Genomic DNA, 25,086 nt, shown 5'->3' with positions numbered 1-25,086 from the left:
TGTCCGGTCCCGTAAGGGATTGAACCAGGGTGGCTCCGGGGTACGTGGCACGTACTCCGGAGCCGTTGGGCTTTCGACTGGGTCATTCCGGGCGCGGGAAGACGAACGTTCCGCGCATTCGGCATGGCAAAAGCAGAGGGGCAAGACGAAAAATGCGACAGGTCACCAAGAAGGGCCTGCTCTCCGTAGCGGCGGCGAGCGGAGTGCTCGCCGTGACCGGCGGCTACGCGATGGCGGACTCGGGTGCCAACGGCGCTTCGGCGCACTCCCCGGGCGTCGCGTCCGGGAACACCGTCCAGGTTCCGGTCCACGTGCCGGTGAACGCCTGCGGTAACACCGTGAACGTGATCGGGCTGCTCAACCCGGCCACGGGCAACCGGTGTTTCAACGGCGGCGGCGGGCACGCCCACAAGGGCAACGGTCACGGCAGCAACGGGCACGGCAGTGGCCACGGCGGCGCGCTCGCGCAGGGCGTGAGCGAGGACTCGCCCGGCGTGGCGTCCGGCAACACCGTGCAGGCACCGGTCAGCGTCCCGGTCAACGCCTGCGGCAACAGCGTCGACGTCGTGGGCATCGGCAACCCGGCCACGGGTAACACCTGCGTCAACGACGGCCACGGCGACTCCGGCCACGACTGGACGCCGCCGCGCGGCGACCACCCGGGTCACCCCGGGCACCCCGGGAACCCGGGCAAGCCGGGTCACCCCGGTGAGCACAACCCCGGTGGGCACCACAACCCGCCCACCGAGCACAAGCCGGGCCACCAGCCGCCGGCCGGTGACCACCACAACGGTCCCGGCACCCACGCGCAGACCCCGGCGCACCACACCCAGCCGGCCATGGAGGTGAAGGACGCGCACCGCGCTCCCGCCGTCCTCGCCGAGCACCGTCCGGCCACGGTCGCCCAGAAGGCCGCCGAGCTCGCGCACACCGGCGCGGGCCAGCTCGGCGCGGCCGGCGCGGCCAGCGCGGGTCTGCTGGTCGGCGGCGCGATGCTCTACCGTCGCTCGCGCGGCGCCCAGGGCTGATCCCGTCCCACCGACGGAAACGGAAGGGAGCGGGCCCCGCGATCGCGGGACCCGCTCCCTTCGCCTTCCCTCCCCGCCACGGTCCGGCTCACGGCCTCGCCGTCACCACGTGGCGCGGAGCTGACGGATGATCCTGCGCCGCAACCGCACCTTGCGGCTGCCGTCCGGATAGAGACGTAGTCGGTCCAACTCCCAGTGTCCGTACTCGGCATGGTCGGTCAGCAAGCGTGTGGCCGCCTTCCGGGAGACCCCCCGGGGCACATACACATCGCAGAATTCGTATTCCGGCATCGCATCTATTGTGCGGGAACGGGCCCGGTGCGGATAGCGTCTGCACTATGTCTGATGCTGCGCAGCCAACCGCTGCCGAGGTACGGGCCGCCGCCGAGGCGGTCAAAGCCGCTCTGGACCGCCACCTCGAGGCCGTCGAACGCCGATCGGGGGAGGACGACCCGGCCGTCTACGCCGCGTTCAACGAGCTGGCCGCGACAGCCGAGGCCTATGACGAGCTCCTCTACGACGCCTACGACGAGGTCACTCCCTTCGAGATCCCCGGCGACGACGCGCTGCCCGCCTACGCCGGGCCCGAGGAGCCCAGCGCGCTGAGCGTGCTGATCCGCAGGGACTACGCGGTGGCCGAGCCCCAGCGGCTGCTCGCCCAGGCGAGGCGCGTCGCGGACCTCGACCCGGACGTGGACGCGGACCTGCGCGCGGGAACGGCCGGCGTGCACACGGCACTCGGAGTGATCTTCGAGGAGTACGAGGCCGACGAGATCGCCTCCCGCCACAAGGAGTTCGGCCTGGTCGAGGGCGACTCCACGCTGTGGGTGACCGCGGCGGAGGAGCTTACCGACCCGGGGGAGTGGCTGTCGGCCCCCTTCGACCAGCCCGACCCGCAGGCGGTCGTCTGCCGCTTCGACGTGAGTGCCGTCTTCGATGAGGACGGCGACGACGGCGATGACGGTGACGGCGACGAGGACGGGGGCCTCGACGAGGACGACCTCGACGACGACCTGGAGGCGGAGGGCGCGGACGCCGGGACGCCGGAGAGGGACGAGGGCGCCGGGCGGGCACCGGGACGCTGACGCGCCGCGGGCCCCGGGAGAACCGGGGCCCGCTGTCGTCATCCGGTCAGCTGTCGGCCGGCCGCGTCTGCGCCTCCAGCAGTGGCCTGAGCCGGGTGGTCCGCTCCTTCGCCGGCACCTCGGCGACCGCGCGGGGCAGGGCCTGCTCCACGCCCTGCACGACCGACAGATGCCGCTCGCCCCGGCTGAACGCCGTGTAGACCCAGGACCGGGTGAGCGTCGGGGCGGCGTCGCCGGGCAGTACGACGACGGCCGTCGGCCAGCGCGTACCGGCCGCCTGATGGGCGGTCACGGCCCAGCCGTGACGCACCTCGTCGCCGACGCGCTCGCGCGGTACGACGACGGGGGTGCCGCCGCAGTCCAGCCGCAGGCCCTCGGCGTCCGCCGACACCACCGTGCCGGGGACCATGCGGCCGGGCGCGGGCACGTAGGCGACGCGATCGCCCGGGTCGAAGCCGCCGAAGCGGCCGGGGCCCGGGTTGAGCCGCTCCTTGAGGGCCGCGTTGAGCGCGCGGGTCCCGGCGGGGCCGCCATGGCCCGGGGTGATCACCTGGGCGGCGCCCGGCTCGACGCCGAACGCGCGGGGCACGGAGTCGGCGACGAGCTGCACCGTGCGGTGCACGGCCTCGGCCGGCTCCCGCACCGGGACGATCACGACCTCCTTGCCGGGGGCGGCCACCTGGTTGAGCTCGCCGACGCCGATGCCGGAGACGAGCTCGCCGATCGGGCCCGGGTCCGGGGTGCGCGAGACGACTGCCGGGCAGGCGCGGGCCGCCAGCACGTCCGCGAAGACGCGGCCCGGCCCGGCCGACCACAGCACGCCCGGATCGCCGCTGAGCACCAGCCGGGTGCCGTCCGCGAGCGACTCGACCAGCAGCGCGGCGGTTTCCACGTCCAGTTGGGGGGCGTCCAGGACGGCCAGCACGTCGAGCGCCAGGGCGCCGTCCGCGTCCCGCCCCGGGCCCTCCTGGCCCGACAGCAGGCCGGCCACGGTGACGGCGTCGGCCACGCCGAGCTCCGTCAGCCGGCGCCTGCCGTCCTCGGTGTGGGCGGCGGCCCAGGCCCGCAGGCCCATTCCGGCGGCGGCCGTGACCAGGGCGGCGGGCTCGGCGCGGGCGGCCTCGCCGCCGCTGTGCGTCACGAGGCCGGCGGCCGCGACCGCACGGATCAGCTCGGCGGCCGAGGGGGAGGGGGCGGCCTCCGCCGCGGCGGCCCAGTCGGGGGCGGGCTCGGGGCCGGGCCCGGGGGCGGCGTTGACGAGCCGCGCGAGGCCGTCGGCGAGGCTCTCCTCGGCCATGGCGTACCGGTCGAGCCCGAGCAGCAGCCGCACCGGCTCCCCGGCGTCCTCTTCGCCCTCCTCCTCGCCCTCCTGCTCGTCCTCCGGGCCTTCCCGGAACACCAGCACGGTGCCCTCGGCGAGGACGTCGCGCAGCGCGTCCTCCGCGTCGGGGACGGAGCGCCGGGAGAGTTCGGCGAGCACGGCCGAGGACTCGAGCACGGTGTGCCCGGCGAGGGCGGCGCGCTCCAGGAACCGGGCCACCAGGGCCCGCGCCCGGCGCTCGTCGCCGGGCCCGCACGCGTCGCCGAGCAGCGCCCGCGCGAACCCGTCGGCCTGCTCGGGCTGCACGGCCGGTACGGCCAGCAGCCGCCACGGGTCCTCGCGGAGCTCCTCGGCGGCGTGCTCGCCGAGCGCCTCGGCGACCTGACCGGCGAGCGCCTCGGGCGCCCCTCCGGCGGCGAGCACCTCGGTGAGCCCGGCGCTGGGCGCGACGGGGGCCGCCGCGCGCACGGGCCGCGCCACGGCGCCGGGCCCGGCCATGGCCGGCCCGGCGGCGGCCGCAGCGGGCGCGGGGCGCCGGGCGGCGGGCTTCGGCTTCGGCTCGTTGAAGAACGACGCCGCGTCCCGCTCCCCGCTCTCCACGGCCCGCACCGCCGCGGCCAACGCCTCGGCGACAGCGGACCGTGCCTTCCCGGCGGGGACGTCATCCCCACGCGGGGCGTTGACCGGCTCCGCGCCCGACGCGTCGTCGGACGCGCCCGGCTCGGCCCGCTCCCCGCCGGGCTGCCCGGCGCCGTCGCGCGCGGGCGCGCCCGCCGCCGAACCCTGCGGCTCGCCGCCGCCGGCGGGTTCCCCGCCTGCGGGCCGGGCGCTGTCGCCCGCGACGGCCGCCGGGCCTTCCTCCGGGCCCGCCCCGGCGGAATCAGGCGTACCCGCCGTGGGCGCTCCGCGCTCCGCGCGAGAAGGCTTCGGCTCGGCCTCGCCGGTGGGGCGATCGGTACTCACAGCGTGCTCCAGTCCTGGTCCGGGTAGCGGTGCACGGGCGCCGACACGTCGTCGAGCGCACGGCAGATCTCGTCCGGAAGCGTAAGGGTCTCCACTGACAACGCCGCTCCGAGCTGCTGCGCCGTGCGCGCGCCGAGGAGCGGGGCGACGACGCCGGGGCGGTCGCGGACCCACGCCAGGGCCACGTGGAGGGGCGTCGTGGCGAGGCCGTCCGCCGCCGTGCGCACCGCGTCGACGATCCGCCGCGCCGGGTCGTCCAGGTACGGGGCGACGAAGGCGGCGAGGTACTCGGAGGCGCCGCGCGAGTCGGCGGGGGTGGCGTGGCGGTACTTGCCCGTCAGCACGCCCCGGCCGAGCGGGGAGGAGGGCAGGATGCCGACGCCCAGGTCGAGCGCGGCGGGCAGCACCTCCCGTTCGATGCCGCGCTGGAGCAGCGAGTACTCCATCTGCGCGCACGCCAGCCGCGTCCGCGCCCCCGGCGCGGCGAGCTGCCAGGTCGCGGCCCGGGCGAGCTGCCAGCCGCTGAAGCCCACGACCCCCGCGTAGCGGGCCCGTCCGCTGCTGACCGCGAGGTCGACGGCCTGGAGCGTCTCCTCGATCGGGGTCGTCGTGTCGAAGGCGTGGATCTGCCAGATGTCGACGTAGTCCGTGCCGAGCCGGTCCAGCGAGGCGTCGAGCGCCGCGAGGAGGTGGCCGCGCGAGCAGTCGACGCGCCGCGCCGGGTCCAGGACGCTGCCCGCCTTGGTCGCGATGACCAGGTCGCGGCGCGGCACGAGGTCGTCCATGAGCCGCCCGAGCAGATACTCCGCGCCCCCGTCCGCGTAGACGTCGGCGGTGTCGACGAGCGTGCCGCCCGCGCCCCAGAAGGTCTTGAGCTGCTCGGCCGCGTCGCGCTCCCCCGTGTCCCGGCCCCAGGTGAGGGTGCCCAGCCCGAGGCGGGACACCCGTAGGCCCGTACGGCCGAGATGCCTTTGTTCCATGGTCGCTGAGAGTACTGGCCGGGCACCCCGCCGACGTCATCCCGCCACGGCCCCCGCCCGGCCGACCGGTGACGCGGCCCGGGTCCGCGCGCTAGAGTCCCGGCAACGACGACGTTACTGATGAGTAAGGGGCGTGGACATGGGCCGGATGAAGCTCGGGATCAACCTCGGCTACTGGGGGGCCGGGATGGACGCCGACAACCTCGCGGTCGCCCGCGAGGCCGACCGGCTGGGCTACGCGGTCTGCTGGGCCGCCGAGGCCTACGGCTCGGACGCGCCCACCGTGCTGTCCTGGGTCGCGGCGCAGACCGAGCGCATCGACGTCGGCTCGGCGATCTTCCAGATCCCGGCCCGTACGCCCACGATGACGGCGATGACCGCCGCCACCCTGGACTCCCTCTCCGGCGGCCGCTTCCGCCTCGGCCTCGGCGTCTCCGGCCCGCAGGTCTCCGAGGGCTGGTACGGCGTGAAGTTCGACAAGCCGCTCGCCCGCACCCGCGAGTACGTCGAGATCATCCGCAAGGCCATGGCCCGCGAGCGCGTCTCCCACGAGGGCGAGCACTGGACGCTGCCGCTGCCCGGCGGCCCGGGCAAGCCCATCAAGCTCACCGTCCACCCCGTGCGCGAGCACATCCCGCTGTACATCGCCGCGATCGGCCCGAAGAACCTGGAGCAGACCGGCGAGATCGCCGACGGCGCCCTGGTGATCTTCTTCGCCCCCGAGCACGCCGAGGAGACCACCCTCGGCGCCCTGCGCGCGGGCCGCGAGAAGGCGGGCAAGACCCTCGAGGGCTTCGACCTCGTCCCGACCGTGCCCATGGCCGTCGGCGAGGACGTCGACGCCCTCGCCGACGTCTTCCGCCCCTACACCGCCCTCTACGTGGGCGGCATGGGCAGCGCCAAGCAGAACTTCTACAACAAGCTGGCGCGTCGCATGGGCTACGAGAAGGAGGCCGCCGAGATCCAGGAGAAGTACCTCTCCGGCGACAAGGCGGGCGCCGCCGCGGCCGTCCCCCGGCAGCTGATCGACTCCACCACCCTGCTGGGCCCCGTGGAGCGCATCGCCGACCGGATGCAGGCCTACGCGGACGCCGGGGTCACCACCCTGTCGCTCGCCCCGGCCGGCTTCACCCTCGACGAGCGGATCACCGCCCTGCGCACCGGCGTCGAGGCCCTGGAGCGCGCCGGGCTCGCATAGCACTCCGTACGGACGAAAGAAGTCCGCGGCCGTGGTGGGGGCTCGGGGGTCGTCTTCCCCGCCACGGCCGACACCGAACACAACGCCCGGGCGCCCACGGGGTTACGCGCCGGGGCGATCCGGAATCTTTAACCGCCGTCCTTCGTTCGGCCGAGCCGTCGGGGTCCCCTGATTGCCGCCTCCCGGGCACCGCACTTGACTGGGGTGCCTACGGAGGTGAGGCCGATGCTCACGGCCAGGAACGGCCTGCTGCGCCGCCGCGGCCTCGAACCCTGCACCGTGCCGGCCGACACCGACTACACGATGCTCCTCGAACGCCGCGGCATCGGGCTCCCGCACACGAAGCTCCGCGCCGACGAGCCGCTCACCGAACGGGACATCATCACGTACCTGGCCCACAGCCGGGTCACCGAGCAGCGCGCGGCCGACCAGATGGACATGCTCGCCCGCCACTTCGCCGGCCACCCCGAGATCGGCGCCGCCGTCCGCGTCATCCACGACCTCCTCCGGCGCAGCGCCCTCGCCGAGATCGCCGTCCACCGCGACGTCGGCCTCGCCGTCATGACGCGCATGGGCCGCATCCTGCGCTGGCCTGCGGCCAAGTCGGCGGCGCTCACGGCGGGCATCCACGCCCTGTACGCCTACGAGCGCCTGGGCGGCTGGCGCCGGATGGTCACCCTGCGGGTGCCGGAGCGCCGCGACGCCCTGGGCGGCCCGGTGACGACGGCCCCGGAGTTCGTCCGGACCACCGGAGCCTCATAGCCACCGGAGCCTCATAGCCACCGGGGCCGGGGCCCGTCCCTCACAGCCACCCGCGCCGTTTGAACAGCCGGTACAGCCAAGCGACCAGCCCCGCCATCAGGGCCACCACCACCGGATAGCCCCACGGCTGCCGCAGCTCCGGCATGTGGGTGAAGTTCATCCCGTAGACCCCGGCGATCATCGTCGGTACGGCCGCCATCGCCGCCCACGCCGAGATCTTGCGCATGTCGTCGTTCTGCTGGACCCCCATCTGCGCGAGATGCGCGGAAAGAATGTCCGAAAGCAGCCGGTCCAGGCCCTCCACCGACTCGTTCGCCCGCGCCAGATGGTCGCTCACGTCACGGAAGAACGGCCAGGACTTCTCGTCCACGAACGGCAGTTCCGTCCCCGACAGCCGCGCCATCGGCTCGACGAGCGGCAGCATCGCCCGGCGGAACTCCACGACCTGGCGCTTGAAGGAGTAGATCCGCGACGCCGTGTGCCGCACGTCCTCGCCCAGCGGCGCGAACACCTCGGCCTCCAGCTCGTCCAGATCCGCGTGGAGGAGGATCGCCACGTCCGTGTAGTGGTCCACGACCGCGTCGCACACCGCGTACAGCACCGCCGTCGGCCCGTGCCGCAGCATGCCCGGATCCCGCTCCAGCCGCCGCCGCACCTCGCCCAGCGGGCTGCCCTCGCCGTGCCGGACGGTCACCACGAAACAGTTCCCGATGAAGACCATCACCTCGTCCGTGGTCACCGTGTCCCGCGCGTCGTCGTAGACCACGGGCTTGAGGACCAGGAACAGCGAGTCGTCGTAGACCTCCAGCTTCGGCCGCTGATGGGCGTTGAGCGCGTCCTCCACGGCCAGCGGATGCAGCCCGAACTCGCTCGTGACCAGGTCGAACTCCTTCTCGGTGGGCTCGTACAGCCCGATCCAGACGAACGACTCGCCCTCCGCCCGGGCCGCCTCCAGCGCGTCCGACAGCTCGGCCGGGCCCTCGGCGCGCTCCCCGTGCCGGTAGATGGCGCAATCCACGATCACGCAAGCCATTCTGCCGCTCATCCGTCCGCCGTACACCCGTCGCGGCCCGGACGGTGGTCGTAGGCTGACGGTCATGCCCACGCTGATCCTCGTCCGGCACGGCCGGTCGACCGCCAACACCGGGGGAGTGCTCGCCGGGCGGATGCCCGGAGTGGCCCTGGACGAACGCGGCACGGTCCAGGCCGCCGCCCTCCCGGCCCGCCTCGCGGACGTGCCGCTCGCCGCCGCCGTCACCAGCCCGCTGCTGCGCTGCCGTGAGACGCTCGCCCCCCTGCTCGCCACCCGCCCCGGGCTGCCGCTCCACACCGACGAGCGGATCACCGAGTGCCACTACGGCGACTGGTCCGGCCGCAAACTCACCGAGCTGACCGGCGAACCGCTGTGGGAGGTCGTCCAGCGCCACCCCTCCTCCGCCGCCTTCCCCGGCGGCGAGTCCCTGCGCGCCATGCAGACGCGCGCCGTGGACGCCGTCCAGGGGTGGAACGAGCGCGTCGAGCGCGAGCACGGCGACGACGCGGCCTATCTGATGTGCACCCACGGCGATGTGATCAAGGCCATCGTCGCCGACGCCCTGGGCCTCCACCTCGACCAGTTCCAGCGGATCACCGCCGACCCCTGCTCGGTCACCGCCATCCGCTACACCCGGCTGCGCCCCTACCTGCTGCGCCTCGGCGACACCGGAGACCTCGCGGCACTCGCCCCCCGACCGGCCGCCCCGGGCGGCGAGGGCGCGGACGCGGCGGTCGGGGGTGGTGCGGGAGCACCGTGATCGTCGCGAGCAGTAGGGTGGTGACGCGGGAACCCCGGGGCCACCGCCCCGCGCCCGCGACCGGAACGCAAACCCGCAAGTGACCTCCGAACCCCATGGAGCAGGACGTTGTCCCGTCAGGTGTTCCTCTATGACCCACCGGACCGCTTCGTCGCCGGTACGGTCGGGCTGCCGGGCCGCCGCACCTTCTTCCTCCAGGCCAGCGCGGCCGGCCGCGTCACCAGCGTGGCGCTGGAGAAGGCCCAGGTGGAAGCCCTCGCCGAGCGCATCGACGAGCTGCTGGACGAGGTCGTCCGGCGCACCGGCGGCAACGCCCCGGTGCCCGCCGTGGCCCCCGTCGAGCTCGCCGACTCCGCCCCGCTGGACACCCCCGTCGAGGAGGAGTTCCGCGTCGGCACCATGGCCCTGGCCTGGGACGGCGACGGCGAACGCATGGTGGTGGAGGCCCAGGCCCTCGTCGAGCTGGAGGCCGGCACCGACGAGGACCTCGCCGAGGCCGAGGAGCGGCTGCTGCAGGACGAGCTGAACGGCCCGCCCATGCTCCGCGTCCGGCTGACCGGCACCATGGCCCGCGCCTTCGCCAAGCGCGCGCTCGAAGTCGTCAACGCGGGCCGGCCGCCCTGCCCGCTGTGCAGCCTGCCGCTCGACCCGGAGGGACACGTATGCCCGCGCCAGAACGGATACCGCCGGGGAGCGTGACCCCGCACGAGCTCCTGGCCAAGGGCGAGCTGACGGTCCGGGGCCGGGTCCGCGAGGCGTCCAACGCGGTCCTGTACTGCACGGTCGAGTACGAGGGCGTCAGCGCCGCCTGCGTCTACAAGCCCGTCGCGGGGGAGCGGCCCCTGTGGGACTTCCCCGACGGCACCCTCGCCCAGCGCGAGGTCGCCGCGTACGAGCTCTCCGAGGCCATGGGCTGGGGCCTGGTCCCGCCCACCGTGCTGCGCGACGGGCCCTACGGCGAGGGCATGTGCCAGCTGTGGATAGAGGCCTCGGCCGACGAGGAGGCCCTCCTCGCCCTCGTGGAGGGCGAGGAACCCGGCCCCGGCTGGAAGGCCGTGGGCTTCGCGGAGGTGGGCGAGGACCGCACCGCGCTGCTCGTCCACGCCGACGACGAACGGCTGCGGCGGCTGGCCGTCCTCGACGCGGTGATCAACAACGGTGACCGCAAGGGCGGCCACCTGCTGCCCGCCCCCGGCGGCCGGCTCTACGCCATCGACCACGGCGTGACGTTCAACGCGGACGACAAACTCCGCACGCTGCTGTGGGGATGGGCGGGAGAACCGCTGCCGGAGGAGGCGCTGGAGGCGCTGCGCCGGCTGTCGGCCGACCTGGAGGAGGGCCGGCCGCTGGCCTCCCGTCTCGCGGAACTGATCACTCCGGCGGAGATCGAGGCGCTGCGGGGCCGGGTGGCGGACCTGCTGCGGACGCGGCGCCACCGTGAACCGAGCGGGCAGTGGCCGGCGATTCCCTGGCCACCTGTGTGATCTCCGGTGTGCTCCTCGGTGTGCTCCCCGGTGTGATCTTTACGGGCCGGCGCATGGGAATACACATGTGGGAAGCCGCGCGCAAGAACGGGACTTCGGCCAACTGCGGGATCCGGGTTCGTATCCGGAACCCTCATCCGGTTACGCTCAGGACATGCATGCCTGGCCCGCTTCTGAGGTTCCCGCCCTGCCCGGCAGTGGCCGCGACCTCCGGATCCACGACACCGCGACCGGTGAGCGGCTGACTCTCGCCCCCGGTCCCGTCGCCCGTATCTACGTGTGCGGCATCACGCCGTACGACGCCACCCACATGGGGCACGCGGCGACCTACAACGCGTTCGACCTCGTGCAGCGCGTGTGGCTCGACACCAAGCGGCAGGTGCACTACGTCCAGAACGTCACCGACGTGGACGACCCGCTGCTGGAGCGGGCCGTGCGCGACGGCGAGGACTGGACCGCGCTCGCCGAGCGCGAGACCGCCCTCTTCCGCGAGGACATGACCGCCCTGCGGATGCTCCCGCCGCGCCACTACGTGGGCGCCGTCGAGTCGATACCCAAGATCGTCCCGCTGGTGGAGCGGCTGCGCGACGCCGGTGCCGCCTACGAGCTCGAGGGCGACATCTACTTCTCCGTCGCCTCCGACCCCGCCTTCGGCGGCGTCTCCCACCTCGACGCCGAGGCGATGCGCCTGCTGTCCGCCGAGCGCGGCGGCGACCCGGACCGCCCGGGCAAGAAGAACCCGCTCGACCCGATGCTGTGGATGGCCGCCCGCCCGGGCGAGCCCAGCTGGGACGGTGCCTCGCTCGGCCCCGGACGGCCCGGCTGGCACATCGAGTGCGTCGCCATCGCCCTGGAGCACCTGGGCATGGGCTTCGACGTCCAGGGCGGCGGCTCCGACCTGGTCTTCCCGCACCACGAGATGGGCGCCTCGCACGCCCAGGCCCTCACCGGCGAGCACCCCTTCGCCAAGGCGTACGTCCACGCCGGCATGGTGGCCCTCGACGGCGAGAAGATGTCGAAGTCCAAGGGCAACCTGGTCTTCGTCTCCGCGCTCCGCCGCGAGGGCGTCGACCCGGCCGCCATCCGCCTCACGCTGCTCGCCCACCACTACCGCGCCGACTGGGAGTGGACGGACGACGTCCTGACCGAGGCCCTGGAGCGCCTGGACCGCTGGCGCGCCGCCGTCTCGCGCCCGGACGGCCCGTCCGCCGACGCGCTGGTGGCGGAGATCCGCGAGGCCCTCGCGGACGACCTCGACTCCCCGGCCGCCCTGGCCGCCGTCGACCGCTGGGCCGCCGCCCAGGCCGCCGACGGCGGTACGGACGAGGGGGCGCCGGGCCTGGTGTCCCGCGCGGTCGACGCGCTGCTGGGCGTGGCGCTCTGACCGGCTGAGTCCGACCGTCCTTCAGGGGCGCTCCGCGGCGACGCGGGGCGCCCCTTCGTCGTCTCGTCGTCCATAAGTCCATGTGCGCGATGCGCGAGTCCATGGTGACGCCCGTGACGGGTGCGTTAAGCACGCGGGCATGAGGCATCGATTACGTCTGAGAACGGCGGTGGCGGGCGCGCTCCTGGGCCTGGCGGCGGCGATGGCCGGCCCGGCGGAGCCCGTGAACGCCACCGTGAGCGGGCGGACGGTCGGCGACATCACGGCCTTCTCGACCGCCGGACCCGTCTTCCACTTCCGCGCGGGCGAGGCGGCGGCACGGGTGAGCTTCGTGGCGGCCGACACCTTCCGCATCGAGCTGGCGCCCGACGGCACCTTCACCGACCCGGCGGGCAAGGACATCGTCCAGCGGCAGGGTCCGCCCCCGGCGACCCGCTGGCGGGACCGGGGCGACCGCTACGAGCTGAGCACGTCGGCGGTCACCCTGCGCGCGTACAAGAAGCCCCTGCGCTTCGCCCTCCACCGCGCCGACGGAAGCCGCCTGTGGTCCGAGACCAAGGGCATCTCCTGGACGGACGACACCACCACCCAGAGCCTCGCGCGCGGCGCCGACGAGCAGTTCTACGGCGCCGGAATGCAGAACGGGCGCGGCAGCACCTCGCACCGGGGAAAGACCGTCGAGGTGGGTGTCGACTACAACTGGAACGACGGGGGACACCCGAACTCCGTCCCGTTCTACCTCTCCTCGGCGGGCTACGGCGTCTACCGCAACACCTACGCCCCCGGCACGTACTCCTTCACCGACCCGGTGACCACGAGCGAGAAGGAACGCCGCTTCGACGCGTACTACTTCGCGGGGAATTCACCGAAGGCCGTCATCGGCGGGTACACCAGGCTCACCGGCCGGCCCTTCCTGCCGCCGCTGTACGGCCTGGAGATCGGCGACTCGGACTGCTACCTGCACAACAAGAACCGGGGCGAGCGGCGCACGCTGGACGCCCTGAAAGTCGCCGACGGATACGTCGACCACGACATGCCGCTCGGCTGGATGCTCGTCAACGACGGCTACGGCTGCGGCTACGAGAAGCTGCCCGAGGTCAACAAGGGGCTCGGCGACCGCCGGATGAAAATGGGCCTGTGGACCGAGGACGGCCTCGGAAAACTCGCCGACCAGGTGAAGGCCGGCCAGCGCGTCGCCAAACTCGACGTCGCCTGGGTCGGCGACGGCTACAAATTCGCCCTCGACGGCTGCAAGGACGCCTACAAGGGTATCGAGGACAACAGCGACGCCCGCGGCTTCACCTGGGCCCCCGAGAGCTGGTCCGGCGCCCAGCGCTGCGGAGTGCAGTGGTCCGGCGACCAGAAGGGCTCCTGGGACTACATCCGCTGGCAGATCCCGACCTACGCGGGCGCGACGATGTCGGGACTCGCCTATACGACGGGCGACGTGGACGGAATCTTCGGCGGCAGCCCCAAGACATACGTCCGCGACCTCCAGTGGAAGGCGTTCCTGCCCGCCGTGATGACGATGGACGGCTGGGCGCCGAGCGACAAACAGCCCTGGCGGTACGGCGATCCGTACACCTCCATCAACCGCAAATACCTGAAACTGAAGGAATCCCTGCTGCCGTACATGTACTCCTACGCGGCGGAGGCGACCCGCACGGGCGTCGGCCCGGTGCGCCCGCTGGCGCTGGAATACCCGGACGACCCGAAGGCGGCGTCGGACGCGGCGAAATACGAATTCCTGACGGGTGAGTACTTCCTGGTGGCTCCCGTCCACGAGGACGCGGACGTCAGGAACGGCATCTACCTCCCCAAGGGAAAGTGGACCGACTACTGGACGGGCCGCGTCTACGAAGGCCCGACGACCCTGAACGGCTACCGCGCGCCCCTGGACACCCTCCCCCTCTTCGTGAAGGCGGGCGCGAACATCCCCATGTGGCCCGGCATCCGCTCCGCCGAGGACCGCACGGCGGATTCCCCCATGGCCTGGGACGTCTACCCGCAGGGCACGTCCTCCTTCACTCTCTACGAGGACGACGGCGTGACCCGAGCCCACCGCGAGGGCGCCTACGCGGAACAGAAACTGACGGCCCGAGTTCGGGAGGAGGGTGACATCACCCTGTCCCTGGACGCGTCGCGGGGCGATTTCCGCGGCAAACAGACGTCCCGCCCGTACGACTTCACGGTCCACATGGGCAAGGCGCCGCGTGCGGCCTCCCTGGACGGCCGGGAACTCCCGAGGCTGGAATCGAAGGCGGCCTTCGAGGCGGCCGAGACCGGCTGGTGGTACGACGCCGGGGACCGGGGCGGCGTGGCGCGGGTCAAGACGGGGACGCGGGCGACGGATCGTTCCTTTACGTTGGCGCTGACGAACTCCGCTGATTCAGGCGGATTCGCTGGCCGATAGGCGACAGGTGGCCGGGCCCTCCGTTCGGAGGGCCTGACCACCGGTGGGTGAAAACGCGCGTCGTACGCGGAACTGTTCGAGAATGAGCGGCAGGGGGCCGTGAACGTGCCCGCAAGGAGAACCCCATGCCCCGTGTCCTGGACGGTAAGACCGCCATCGTGACCGGTGGGTCCGCGAATCTCGGGGCGCGGTTCGCCGCCGCGCTCGCCGAGGACGGCGCCAATGTGATGGTGCACTACAACAGCGACTCCAAACGGGACCAGGCCGAGGACGTGGCCCGGCAGCTCGCCGGGCGTGGGGTGAAGGCCGCCACCCGGCAGGGTGATCTCACCCGGGTCGAGGAGGTGACGGGGCTCGTCGACGCGACGATCGACACGTTCGGGCAGTGGGACATCCTCGTCAACACCGCCGGGATGATCGTCCGCAAGCCCATCGCGGAGTTCACCGAGGACGAGTGGGAGCGGATGTTCGCGATCAACGCGAAGATCCCGTTCTTCCTGATGAAGGAGGCGGCCACGAAGATGGCCGACCACGGGCGGGTTCTCAACCTCATCACGACGATCGTGGGCGTCACCGCCCCCACCTACGGCGGCTACGCCGGCAGCAAGAGCCCCGTCGAGCACTACACCAAGTCGCTCGCGAAGGAGATCGGCGGGCGCGGGATCACCGTCAACTGCGTGGCGCCCGGGCCGCTCAAGACCAGCTTCTTCTATCCGGCCGAGACCGACGAGAACATCGCCTGGCTCAAGAGCATGAGTGTCAACGGCGACATCGGCGACCCCGACGACGTCGTGCCCGTCGTCCGGTTCCTGGTCTCGCCCGAGGCCAAATGGGTGACGGCGCAGACCCTCTTCGTCAATGGAGGGCTGGTCGGGACGGCCAGCTGAAGAATACGCGAGCCAACTCTTGCTCGGCCGAGCAAGCACGCGCTACGTTTTGCTCATGCGAGCAAGAAGTAGTGCGGACAAGCAGGACGATCAGAAGGGCTCGTCCCGGACGTTCACCGAGGCGGCGCGGCGGGCCCAGATCGTGGGGGCCGCCATCGAGGTCATCGCCGAAGTGGGGTACACCAAGGCGACGTTCACCCGGATCGCCAAGCAGGCGGGGCTGAGCAGCACGGGGATGATCTCGTACCACTTCGCCGGCAAGGACGACCTCATGCGGGAGGTCGTCGCCGAGGTCTTCCGCGTGGCGGACGGGTACATGGTCCCGAGGATCGAGGCGCAGCCGACGGGCGCCGGGCGGCTCCGCGCCTACATCGAGTCGAACATCGAGCTCATCGGCGAGTTCCCGAAGCACCTCCCCGCCGCGGTCGAGGTGCTGGCCAATCTCCGGGGCGAGGACGACTCGATGCGGGAGTTCTGCGCCGCGATGGACTCGCTCGTGGACATGCACACCCACTTGATCCGCGAGTCGCAGAAGGCCGGCGAATTCGGGGAGTTCGACCCGCGCGTGATGGCCCTCGCCATCCGCGGGGCCATCGACAGCGTGGTGACCCGCGCCGCCAAGGACCCGGACTTCGACGCCGTCGCCTGCGGACGGGAGCTCGCCGATCTGTTCGACCGTGCCACCAGGAAAGACAACAGGTAAGGAAAACGGGGGGAATGATGGGAACCGAAGCAGCAGCACAGGTAAGTCAGGAGACGGCCCCGGCGCGGACGCCGGCACAGAAGACCGCCGCCCTCCGCAAGCTCCTCGTCCTCCAGCTCGTCTTCGAGCTTGCCCTGCCGCTCGGCGGCTACTACGGGCTGCGCGCCGCCGGCGTGAGCCAGTGGGCGGCGCTGGCGATCGGCAGCCTCCTGGCTCTGCCGTGGCTCGTCCACGGGATGGTCAAGCGCCGCCGGGTGGAGGTCATGGCCGTCTTCACGCTGACGCTGATGGTCGTCGGGGCGCTGATGTCCATGGTGACCGGCGATCCGCGCACGCTCCTCGTCCGGGACAGCTGGCTCGCCGCCCTCGCCGGGTTCTGGGTGCTCGGAACGCTCCTGACCCGGCGCCCGTTCATGATGACGATGGCCCAGGCGATCGTCGTGGCGAAGATCGGCGAGACCGGCTGGCGCGAGTGGGAGGCACGCTGGGAGACGGAGGCCCCGTTCCGCCGGGCCATCCGGGTGATCACCGCCGTGTGGGGCACCGTGCTCACCCTGGACGCGGGCGTCCGCGTCGTCCTCGCCTGCACCGCGCCCGTCGATCTGGTGCCGACCCTGAGCACCGTCCAGTGGCTGGTGGTCCTCGCCGGGCTGCTCGTCTTCCACAACCGGTACATCACCCGCCACGGGCTGAAGGTCTAGGGGGAACACATGGACACAGACGTCATCGTCGTCGGCGCCGGGCCCACCGGGCTGACCGTCGCCAACGAACTGGGCCTCGCCGGCGTCCGCGCCGTCGTCCTGGAACGGCTGCCCGAGCGCACCGGCCAGTCCAAGGCGCTCAACCTCCAGCCCCGCACCGCCGAGATGCTGGACATGCGCGGCTGGCTGGACCCCGTCCTCGACCGGGCCGTCACCACCCTCCCCGGCGGCCACTTCGCCGGGATTCCCCTCGACTACACGGCGCTCGACACCGCCTACCCGTACCAGGTGGGCATTCCGCAGGCCCGGGTCGAGGAGTTCCTGGAGGCGCACCTCGCCACGTACGGCATCCCCGTGCTGCGCGGCCACGAGCTCGCCGGGCTCACCCAGGACGCCGACGGCGTCACCGCGACCGTCACCGGGCCGGACGGGACCGGGCGGCGGCTGCGCGCCGCGTACCTCGTCGGCGCGGACGGCGGCCGCAGCCGGGTCCGCAAGGAGCTCGGCGTGGGCTTCCCCGGCCGGGACGGCCGCTACTCCCTCGTCGTCGCCGACATCGTGCTCGCCGACGACAGCGCCCTGCCCACGGACTGGCGGCTGCCGAACCCCGACGAGGACGACGGCGACGTGTTCCTGATCCCGCTCGGCGACGGCGTCCACCGCTTCCTCTTCGCGGGCCCCGAACAGCAGAAGCACGACAAGGACGACCCGGTCACCGACGACGAGGTCCGGGCGGCGCTGGCGACCGCCAAGCGCTTCCGGCCCCAACTCCTGGAGGTGCGCTGGGCGTCGCGGTTCACCGACGCCGCCCGGCAGGCCGAGCGCTACGTCAGCGGCCGGGTCGCGCTCGCCGGCGACGCCGCGCACGTCCACCTCCCGGCGGGCGGCCAGGGCATGAACCTGGGCGTGCAGGACGCCTTCAACCTCGGCTGGAAACTCGCCGCCGCCGTCCGGGGACGGGGACAGGGACGGACGCCCGAACGGCTCCTGGACACCTACCACTCCGAACGGCACCCCGTCGGCGCGGACGTCCTGGCCAACACCCGCGCCCAGGGCGTCATGATGTGGCCGGACGACGACGTGCGCGCCCTGCGCGGCATCCTCGGCGGCCTCCTGGCGATGCCCGAGGCGAACCGGCGGATCGCCGGCATGATCTCCGGCATCGACATCCGCTACGACATGCCGGGCGCCCCCGGCCACCCGCTGCTGGGCGCACGGCTGCCCGTCCGCCTCACAGCGGGACGAGGCGCCCTGCTCGGCCCCGACGGCGGGGCGGCGCTGCCATGGGCCGGGCGCGTCGACATGGGGCCCGCGCCCGAGGGCGTCGCCGGGACGGTGCTGGTCCGGCCCGACGGGTACGTGTGCTGGGCCGGGCCGGCCGGGGACGGCGCGTCGCTCCGCGCGGCGCTGGAGCGGTGGTTCGGGCCGGGGGATTGAACCCCTGCTTACCGAGCCCTACTTCAGGAATGCCACCTCCGGGTACGCCGCCGACGGCCGCTCCAGCAGCGGCCTCGGCACGCCGCGCAGGTGCCGGTCGAAGAACGCGCTCACGTACGCCCGCGTGAGCGCCGTCGCCCGGTCGGCCTTCAGGGTGCCGAAGGCCACGGGCGCGTCCTTCGGGTCGACGGTCGACGGCAGGCCGAAGCGCTCCACCAGCCACGGCCCGTCGGTGAAGGTCAGATGGCCGCCCTGGCCCACGTCGAGCCAGCGCTTCCAGCCCGTCAGGTGGCGCCAGGTCTGCTCCCAGTCCTTCCGGTTCTCCTTGTCGCCGGCCCGCTGGGCGCCCAGGAGCAGGACCGGGCGGTTCAGGTCCTTGGACGGCTCGGCGAAGAAGTTGCCGTCCATGTTCACGGCCGCCTTCACCCGCCGGTCGGTGCGCGCGGCCTCCACGGCGCTCGCCCCGCCGATCGAGTGCCCGGCCACGCCGATGCGGTCGCGGTCGACGCGCAGACCGCTGCCGGGGGCCGTCAGCCGGTCGAGGACGAAGGAGATGTCCTTGGCGCGGTTGGGGACGATGGAGCCCGCGTCGGGCTTCGCGCACAGCAGGCAGTCCTCCATGCGGCCGCCGGGGAACTCCACCGGGGCCTCATAGGTGTGGTCGACCGCGGCCACGGCGTACCCGCGCGAGGCCAGGTCCTCGCCCAGCGCGGTGAGCGTGAGGCGGCTCATCCCGAAGCCGGGGGAGAGGACGACGAGCGGTCGCGCCTTCGGGGCGACCGGCGCGTTGAGGGTCGCGTGGGTCCGCACGCCGGCGGCGTCCTCGCTCCCGAGGAACTTCTTCGCCAACTCCTTCGACACGTACGGCGCCTTGGGGCCGGCGGAGGGGAGCGCCGGGTACCACAGCGTCACCATGAGCTCGCGGTGGCCCGCGCTCGGCTTCCACGGGTCGGGGCGCGAGGTGTCGACCAGGTGCAGCGACTTCGTGCCGATCGGCGCCCGCGTTGCCGGCGCGGGCACCTCAGCGGGGGAGGCGGTGGCGGGGCGGGGCGCCGCGACGGCGGCGGACGGTATCTGCGGGGCGGCGAAGGCGGTCAGCAGCGCGGCCGCCAGGAGCGACCTGCGTGTAGTGATCATCGACATGATTGTCACGCTAGGCCGCGCGGTCGCTCCCGGCGTCCTCCTCAGGGGCGAGACGGCCCCCCATTCAGGGGGCCGCCCCTACCCCTACCGCGCGTTGAAGTACTTCGCCTCCGGGTGGTGGATCACGATCGCGTCCGTCGACTGCTCCGGGTGCAGCTGGAACTCCTCCGACAGGTGCACCCCGATCCGCTCCGGCTCCAGCAGGGCCGCGATCTTCGCGCGGTCCTCCAGGTCGGGGCAGGCGCCGTAGCCCAGGGAGAAGCGGGCGCCCCGGTACTTCAGGGCGAACATGTCCTCGACGTCGTCCGGGTCCTCGCCCCCGAAGCCCAGCTCCGCCCGGACGCGCGCGTGCCAGTACTCGGCCAGGGCCTCCGCCAGTTGCACCGACAGGCCGTGGAGCTCCAGGTAGTCGCGGTAGGAGTCCGAGGCGAAGAGCTTCGCCGTCGCCTCGCCGATCCGCGAGCCGACCGTGACGACCTGGAGGCCGACCACGTCCCGCTCGCCGCTCTCCTCCGGGCGGAAGAAGTCCGCCAGGCACAGCCGCCGGCCGCGCCGCTGGCGCGGGAAGGTGAAGCGGGTGCGCTCGGTGCCGTCGTCGTGGAGGAGGATGAGGTCGTCGCCCTTGCTCACGCACGGGAAGTAGCCGTGGACGACGGCCGCCTCCAGCAGGTTCTCCGTGTGGAGCTTGTCCAGCCAGCCGCGCAGCCGGGGGCGGCCCTCCGTCTCGACGAGCTCCTCGTACGTCGGGCCGCCCGTGCGGGACTGCTTCAGGCCCCACTGGCCCTTGAAGAGCGCGCCCTCGTCCAGCCAGGACGCGTAGTCCTTCAGCGGGATGCCCTTGACGACGCGCGTGCCCCAGAACGGCGGCTCGGGGACGCGGTTGTCCACCGCCACGTCCGAGCGGACGGCGCCCTCGGGCTCGTCCACCTCCAGTACCGCGGTGTCCCTCCTCGCCACGCGCCGCTGCTTGAGCTCCGGCAGCGTCGCGCCCGGCACTCCGCGCTTGACGGCGATGAGCGCGTCCATCAGGCGCAGGCCCTCGAAGGCGTCCCGGGCGTAGCGGACCTCGCCCTCGTAGATCTCGTGGAGGTCCTGTTCGACGTAGGCGCGGGTCAGGGCCGCCCCGCCGAGGATCACCGGGTAGGTGGCCGCCAGCTTGCGCTGGTTCAGCTCCTCCAGGTTCTCCTTCATGATCACGGTGGACTTCACCAGCAGGCCGGACATGCCGATGACGTCGGCGCGGTGCTCCTCGGCGGCCTCGACGATGGCGGAGACCGGCTGCTTGATGCCGAGGTTGACGACGTTGTAGCCGTTGTTGGACAGGATGATGTCGACGAGGTTCTTGCCGATGTCGTGGACGTCGCCGCGCACCGTGGCCAGGACGATCGTGCCCTTGCCCTCGGCGTCGGACTTCTCCATGTGCGGTTCGAGGAAGGCGACGGCGTTCTTCATCACCTCGGCCGACTGGAGCACGAACGGCAGCTGCATCTGGCCGGAGCCGAAGAGCTCGCCGACGACCTTCATGCCGGCCAGCAGCGTCTCGTTGACGATGTCGAGGGCGGGGCGGGTCTCCAGGGCCTCGTCGAGGTCGGCCTCCAGGCCGTTCTTCTCGCCGTCGATGATGCGGCGCTGGAGCCGCTCCTCCAGCGGCAGGGCCGCCAGCTCCTCGGCCTTGCCGGCCTTGAGGGACTTGGCGGTGGCGCCCTCGAACAGCGCCATCAGCTTCTGCAGCGGGTCGTAGCCCTCGGCGCGGCGGTCGTAGATCAGGTCGAGGGCGGTGGTGACCTGCTCCTCGTCGAAGCGGGCGATCGGCAGGATCTTGCTCGCGTGGACGATCGCCGAGTCCAGGCCCGCCTTCACGCACTCGTCCAGGAAGACGGAGTTGAGCAGGATGCGGGCGGCCGGGTTGAGGCCGAAGGAGATGTTCGACAGGCCCAGGGTCGTCTGTACGGCCGGGTGGCGGCGCTTGAGCTCGCGGATCGCCTCGATGGTGGCGATGCCGTCCTTGCGGGACTCCTCCTGGCCGGTGCAGATGGTGAAGGTCAGGCAGTCGATGAGGATGTCGTCCTCGAGGATGCCCCAGGTGCCGGTCAGGTCGGCGATGAGCCGCTCGGCGATCTCCACCTTCTTCTCCGGGGTGCGGGCCTGGCCCTCCTCGTCGATGGTGAGCGCGATGAGCGCGGCTCCGTGCTCCCGCGCGAGCCGGGTGACCTGGGCGAAGCGGGACCCGGGGCCGTCGCCGTCCTCGTAGTTGACGGAGTTGATCACCGCGCGGCCGCCGAGCTTCTCCAGGCCCGCCCGGATGACGCCGACCTCGGTGGAGTCCAGCACGACCGGCAGGGTGGAGGCGGTGGCGAAGCGGCCGGCCAGCTCCTCCATGTCGGCGACGCCGTCGCGGCCGACGTAGTCCACGCACAGGTCGAGCATGTGCGCGCCCTCGCGGATCTGCTCGCGGGCCATCTCCACGCAGTCGTCCCAGCGGCCGTCCAGCATGGCCTCGCGGAACTTCTTCGAGCCGTTGGCGTTGGTGCGCTCGCCGATGGCCAGGTACGAGGTGTCCTGGCGGAACGGGACCGTCTGGTAGAGGGACGCGGCGCCGGGCTCGGGGCGCGGGGCCCGCTCGGGCGGGGCGATGCCGCGGACCCGGTCGACGACCTGCCGCAGGTGCTCGGGGGTCGTCCCGCAGCAGCCGCCGACCAGGGACAGGCCGTAGTCGCGGACGAAGTTCTCCTGGGCGTCCGCCAGGCCCTCGGGGCCGAGCGGGAAGTGGGCGCCGTCCTTGGTGAGGACCGGCAGGCCCGCGTTCGGCATGCACAGCAGCGGGATGCGGGAGTGGCGGGTGAGATAGCGGAGGTGCTCGCTCATCTCGGCGGGCCCGGTCGAGCAGTTCAGGCCGATCATGTCGATGCCGAGCGGCTCCAGGGCGGTCAGCGCGGCGCCGATCTCGGAGCCGAGCAGCATGGTGCCGGTCGTCTCGAAGGCCATCGAGACCAGCAGCGGCACCTCGACGCCGGTGGCCTCCATGGCCCGGCGGGCGCCCAGGATGGACGACTTGGTCTGCAGGAGGTCCTGGGTGGTCTCGACGATCAGGGCGTCGGCGCCCCCGGCGAGCAGGCCCTCCGCGTTGGCCTGGAAGCCGTCGCGGAGCGTGGTGTAGCCGATGTGGCCGAGGGTGGGCAGCTTGGTGCCGGGGCCGATGGAGCCGAGGACCCAGCGCTGGCGGCCGTCGTCGGCCGCGAACCCGTCCGCCACCTCGCGGGCGATGCGGGCGCCCGCCTCGGACAGCTCGTACACGCGGTCCGCGACGTCGTACTCGGCCATGGCCGTGTGGTTGGCGCCGAACGTGTTCGTCTCGACGCAGTCGACGCCCACGGAGAAATACGCCTCGTGGACGGAGCGGACGATGTCCGGACGGGTGATGTTCAGGATCTCGTTGCAGCCTTCGAGCTGCTGGAAGTCCTCGAGGGTGGGGTCCTGCGCCTGGAGCATCGTGCCCATCGCCCCGTCGGCCACCACCACTCGGGTGGCGAGGGCCTCGCGCAGTTGCGCGATTCGGGCGGAACGGACGGTCGATGGCGTAAGCGAGGCCATGGATGTGCTCCCGGGTGTGCGACGGCTGTCGGCTTTGCGCCCCCGCTGAAGGGGGCGCACGCCGCAAGCGTAGCCGTCGGGACGCCTGTAGGCCGAGGGGCGTCCACGGTCTGGACCATTCGCCGGCTGGTCGGCCCGATCCGGGCCCGCGGCCGGATTCGGTCGTACGTACGCTCTCGGCGATCATGGTCTGGCCTGCTGTCGGGTATCCCCTGGTCGGCATCGGCCGATAGTGTTCAGCATTGCCGAACGGATACAAACGGATACAGCCGGGCGGCGCGGGTGTGTGAGGAGGGTGCTCGATGGCACGGACCATCCAGTCACTGGAACGGGCGGCGGCGATGCTGCGGCTGCTCGCGGGTGGTGAGCGACGGCTCGGCCTGTCCGACGTCGCCTCCGCGCTGGGGCTGGCGAAGGGCACCGCCCACGGCATCCTGCGCACGCTCCAGCAGGAGGGCTTCGTCGAGCAGGACCCCGCCTCGGGGCGCTACCAGCTCGGCGCCGAGCTGCTGCGGCTGGGCAACAGCTACCTGGACGTCCACGAACTGCGGGCACGCGCCCTGGTCTGGGCGGACGACCTGGCCCGCTCCAGCGGCGAGAGCGTCTATCTCGGCGTCCTCCACCAGCAGGGCGTCCTGATCATCCACCACGTCTTCCGGCCCGACGACAGCCGCCAGGTGCTCGAGGTCGGCGCGATGCAGCCGCTGCACAGCACGGCGCTGGGCAAGGTGCTGTGCGCCTACGACCCGGTGGCGCACGCCGAGGTCGCCGACGCCGAGCGCGAGGCGTTCACGCCGAGCACGGTGACGGCCATGCCCGACCTGGAGGGCGTGCTGGACCTGACCCGGGCCCGCGGCTGGGCGTCGGACGTCGAGGAGACCTGGGCGGGCGTGGCCTCGCTCGCCGCCCCCATCCACGACCGGCGCCGGATGCCGGTCGGCGCGGTGGGCATCACGGGAGCCGTCGAGCGCGTCTGCGAGGCGGGCGAGCTCCAGGCCCGGCTGGTCGCGGCGGTGCGCGACTGCGCCCGCGCCGTCTCGCGCGATCTGGGCGCCGGCCGCTTCTGAAGATCGCTTTCCCAAAAGGGGTCGCACTCGTGTTCGCGGCCCCGGGAAAACGGTCCGTCCGGTTCGCTGAAACGTTTCGGAAGGGCTTCTTCGAGGCCACCGAGACCGGGTCGTTACCGGTCGGTATCCGAACGTAAATTTACGGCCAGTTGGCCGAGAGTTTCCGGTCACAGAGGCCTTGACGTGCCCTTAACCGTGCAGAAAACTGCCGTGCATCGGTCGGCATTGTCGAACACCTACCGACAATATTCGCTATGGTGTGCAGTGCCACGGGACCGATCGCCGCCCTCACGGAGGGCTCGGACCGCCGGAAACCCGCGGTTCGTCTTCCCCTGGACGAAGGACAAAGGAGTCGCGGGTGTCCAGCTCCGACATCTTCACCGGTGAGTTCATCGGTACCGCAGTTCTGATTCTGCTCGGCGGTGGCGTGTGCGCCGCCGTCACCCTGAAGCGTTCCAAGGCCCGGAACGCCGGCTGGCTGGCCATCACGTTCGGCTGGGGCTTCGCCGTCCTGGCCGGCGCGTACATCGGCTCGAAGTCCGGCGCGCACCTCAACCCGGCCGTCACCCTCGGCCTCGCCTTCGACGGCGCGGTCTCGTGGAGTGACGTCCCGCTCTACATCGGCTCCCAGCTGCTGGGCGCGATGACGGGCGCGACGCTGGTGTGGCTGGCCTACTACGGTCAGTTCCAGGCCCACCTCACCGACCCGGAGATCGTCACCTCCCTCAACCCCCGTGAGGGCATGGTCGACCAGACCGCCGAGCCGGAGGCCGGCCCGGTCCTGGGCATCTTCTCCACCGGTCCCGAGGTCCGCAACGCGGTGCAGAACCTGGTCACCGAGATCATCGCCACGACGGTGCTGGTGCTCTTCATCCTCACCATGGGCCTGACCAAGGGCCTGGCCGTCAGCGGCACGGGCACCCTGATGGTCGCCCTGCTCGTCGTCGGCATCGGTCTCTCGCTCGGCGGCCCGACGGGCTACGCCATCAACCCCGCCCGCGACCTCGGCCCGCGCATCGTGCACGCGCTGCTCCCGCTGCCCAACAAGGGCGGTTCAGACTGGGGCTACGCGTGGGTCCCGGTGGTCGGCCCGATCATCGGCGCCGCCCTCGCCGCAGGCATCCACAAGATCGCGTTCTGAGCAGC

General features: G+C 72.4%; 19 protein-coding genes and 2 pseudogenes. 15 read left to right on the top strand and 6 right to left on the bottom strand.

Translation table 11 applies throughout. The annotated features are described in order from the left end of the window. Positions 1–152 precede the first annotated feature (152 nt). Complete coding sequence (locus EKH77_RS06430) at positions 153–1,028, top strand: chaplin (protein WP_126913461.1); 876 nt, start codon at positions 153–155, stop codon at positions 1,026–1,028. Between the two features lie 102 nt (positions 1,029–1,130). On the opposite strand, the gene EKH77_RS06425 is transcribed toward EKH77_RS06430, so the two are convergent. Next, positions 1,131–1,319 carry a DUF5703 family protein gene (locus EKH77_RS06425; RefSeq protein ID WP_126913460.1) on the bottom strand — a complete coding sequence of 63 codons (189 nt, stop codon included), beginning with the start codon at positions 1,317–1,319 and terminating at the stop codon, positions 1,131–1,133. Positions 1,320–1,366: 47 nt separating this feature from the next. Between EKH77_RS06425 and EKH77_RS06420 the strand changes: the two genes are divergently transcribed. After that, positions 1,367–2,113: a hypothetical protein gene (locus EKH77_RS06420; protein ID WP_126913459.1), complete on the top strand. Its 747-nt coding sequence runs from the start codon at positions 1,367–1,369 to the stop codon at positions 2,111–2,113. Positions 2,114–2,159: 46 nt separating this feature from the next. Here EKH77_RS06420 and EKH77_RS06415 read toward each other — a convergent pair whose 3' ends face one another. Together EKH77_RS06415 and EKH77_RS06410 are read right to left on the bottom strand one after the other, a co-directional pair. Next, positions 2,160–4,397 (bottom strand): helix-hairpin-helix domain-containing protein, encoded by a 2,238-nt coding sequence (locus tag EKH77_RS06415; protein ID WP_240667241.1) that lies wholly within the window; start codon positions 4,395–4,397, stop codon positions 2,160–2,162. Further along, a complete protein-coding gene (locus EKH77_RS06410; protein WP_126913458.1) occupies positions 4,394–5,377 on the bottom strand; it encodes an aldo/keto reductase in 984 nt (327 codons plus the stop codon). Before EKH77_RS06410 ends, EKH77_RS06415 begins: the two co-directional genes overlap by 4 nt. A gap of 148 nt (positions 5,378–5,525) precedes the next feature. Here EKH77_RS06410 and EKH77_RS06405 point away from each other — a divergent pair, with 148 nt between their 5' ends. Together EKH77_RS06405 and EKH77_RS06400 are read left to right on the top strand one after the other, a co-directional pair. After that, the gene (locus EKH77_RS06405) at positions 5,526–6,575 is read left to right on the top strand and encodes an LLM class F420-dependent oxidoreductase (RefSeq protein ID WP_126917908.1); all 1,050 of its coding nucleotides are present in this window, start codon (positions 5,526–5,528) and stop codon (positions 6,573–6,575) included. Between the two features lie 240 nt (positions 6,576–6,815). Beyond that, positions 6,816–7,337, top strand: a pseudogene (locus EKH77_RS06400) (ferritin-like domain-containing protein); the annotation flags it as partial. A gap of 40 nt (positions 7,338–7,377) precedes the next feature. On the opposite strand, the gene corA reads toward EKH77_RS06400, so the two are convergent. Next, on the bottom strand, positions 7,378–8,370 hold the full coding sequence (gene corA, locus EKH77_RS06395) for a magnesium/cobalt transporter CorA (RefSeq protein ID WP_126917907.1): 993 nt from the start codon (positions 8,368–8,370) through the stop codon (positions 7,378–7,380). A gap of 64 nt (positions 8,371–8,434) precedes the next feature. Here corA and EKH77_RS06390 point away from each other — a divergent pair, with 64 nt between their 5' ends. From EKH77_RS06390 to EKH77_RS06350, 9 genes and pseudogenes are all read left to right on the top strand, one after another. Beyond that, positions 8,435–9,130, top strand: coding sequence for a histidine phosphatase family protein (locus tag EKH77_RS06390; protein ID WP_126913457.1), 696 nt, complete (start codon positions 8,435–8,437; stop codon positions 9,128–9,130). 108 nt (positions 9,131–9,238) lie between these two features. Beyond that, a complete protein-coding gene (locus EKH77_RS06385) occupies positions 9,239–9,829 on the top strand; it encodes a DUF3090 domain-containing protein (protein ID WP_126913456.1) in 591 nt (196 codons plus the stop codon). Next, positions 9,793–10,614: an SCO1664 family protein gene (locus tag EKH77_RS06380; RefSeq protein ID WP_126913455.1), complete on the top strand. Its 822-nt coding sequence runs from the start codon at positions 9,793–9,795 to the stop codon at positions 10,612–10,614. The genes EKH77_RS06385 and EKH77_RS06380 overlap by 37 nt, the downstream gene beginning before the upstream one ends. Positions 10,615–10,768: 154 nt before the next feature. Beyond that, positions 10,769–11,998, top strand: coding sequence for a cysteine--1-D-myo-inosityl 2-amino-2-deoxy-alpha-D-glucopyranoside ligase (gene mshC / locus EKH77_RS06375; RefSeq protein ID WP_126913454.1), 1,230 nt, complete (start codon positions 10,769–10,771; stop codon positions 11,996–11,998). 139 nt (positions 11,999–12,137) lie between these two features. Further along, positions 12,138–14,396 (top strand): annotated as a pseudogene (locus EKH77_RS06370) (TIM-barrel domain-containing protein); the annotation flags it as partial. A gap of 140 nt (positions 14,397–14,536) precedes the next feature. After that, positions 14,537–15,298: an SDR family oxidoreductase gene (locus EKH77_RS06365; RefSeq protein ID WP_126913453.1), complete on the top strand. Its 762-nt coding sequence runs from the start codon at positions 14,537–14,539 to the stop codon at positions 15,296–15,298. A 55-nt stretch (positions 15,299–15,353) separates the two neighbouring features. Beyond that, positions 15,354–16,001 (top strand): TetR/AcrR family transcriptional regulator, encoded by a 648-nt coding sequence (locus EKH77_RS06360; protein WP_126913452.1) that lies wholly within the window; start codon positions 15,354–15,356, stop codon positions 15,999–16,001. A gap of 14 nt (positions 16,002–16,015) precedes the next feature. Beyond that, positions 16,016–16,702 (top strand): VC0807 family protein, encoded by a 687-nt coding sequence (locus tag EKH77_RS06355; RefSeq protein ID WP_240667240.1) that lies wholly within the window; start codon positions 16,016–16,018, stop codon positions 16,700–16,702. Between the two features lie 9 nt (positions 16,703–16,711). Next, the gene (locus EKH77_RS06350; protein WP_126913451.1) at positions 16,712–18,139 is read left to right on the top strand and encodes an FAD-dependent monooxygenase; all 1,428 of its coding nucleotides are present in this window, start codon (positions 16,712–16,714) and stop codon (positions 18,137–18,139) included. An 18-nt stretch (positions 18,140–18,157) separates the two neighbouring features. Here EKH77_RS06350 and EKH77_RS06345 read toward each other — a convergent pair whose 3' ends face one another. Next, entirely contained in the window at positions 18,158–19,276 is a 1,119-nt protein-coding gene (locus EKH77_RS06345; protein WP_206279817.1) for an alpha/beta hydrolase family protein, read from the bottom strand. Between the two features lie 90 nt (positions 19,277–19,366). After that, entirely contained in the window at positions 19,367–22,873 is a 3,507-nt protein-coding gene (metH, locus tag EKH77_RS06340) for a methionine synthase (RefSeq protein ID WP_126913449.1), read from the bottom strand. A 302-nt stretch (positions 22,874–23,175) separates the two neighbouring features. Between metH and EKH77_RS06335 the strand changes: the two genes are divergently transcribed. Together EKH77_RS06335 and EKH77_RS06330 are read left to right on the top strand one after the other, a co-directional pair. Then, positions 23,176–23,940, top strand: a complete 765-nt coding sequence (locus tag EKH77_RS06335; protein ID WP_126913448.1) for an IclR family transcriptional regulator — start codon at positions 23,176–23,178, stop codon at positions 23,938–23,940. A 358-nt stretch (positions 23,941–24,298) separates the two neighbouring features. After that, positions 24,299–25,081 carry an MIP/aquaporin family protein gene (locus EKH77_RS06330; protein WP_126913447.1) on the top strand — a complete coding sequence of 261 codons (783 nt, stop codon included), beginning with the start codon at positions 24,299–24,301 and terminating at the stop codon, positions 25,079–25,081. The last annotated feature ends 5 nt before the right edge of the window (positions 25,082–25,086 follow it).

This window comes from Streptomyces luteoverticillatus, from assembly GCF_003970715.1.
Taxonomy (GTDB): Bacteria; Actinomycetota; Actinomycetes; order Streptomycetales; family Streptomycetaceae; genus Streptomyces; species Streptomyces abikoensis.
The sequence above is the reverse complement of the archived record's forward strand: the minus strand, read 5'-3'. Positions and strand labels throughout refer to the sequence as shown.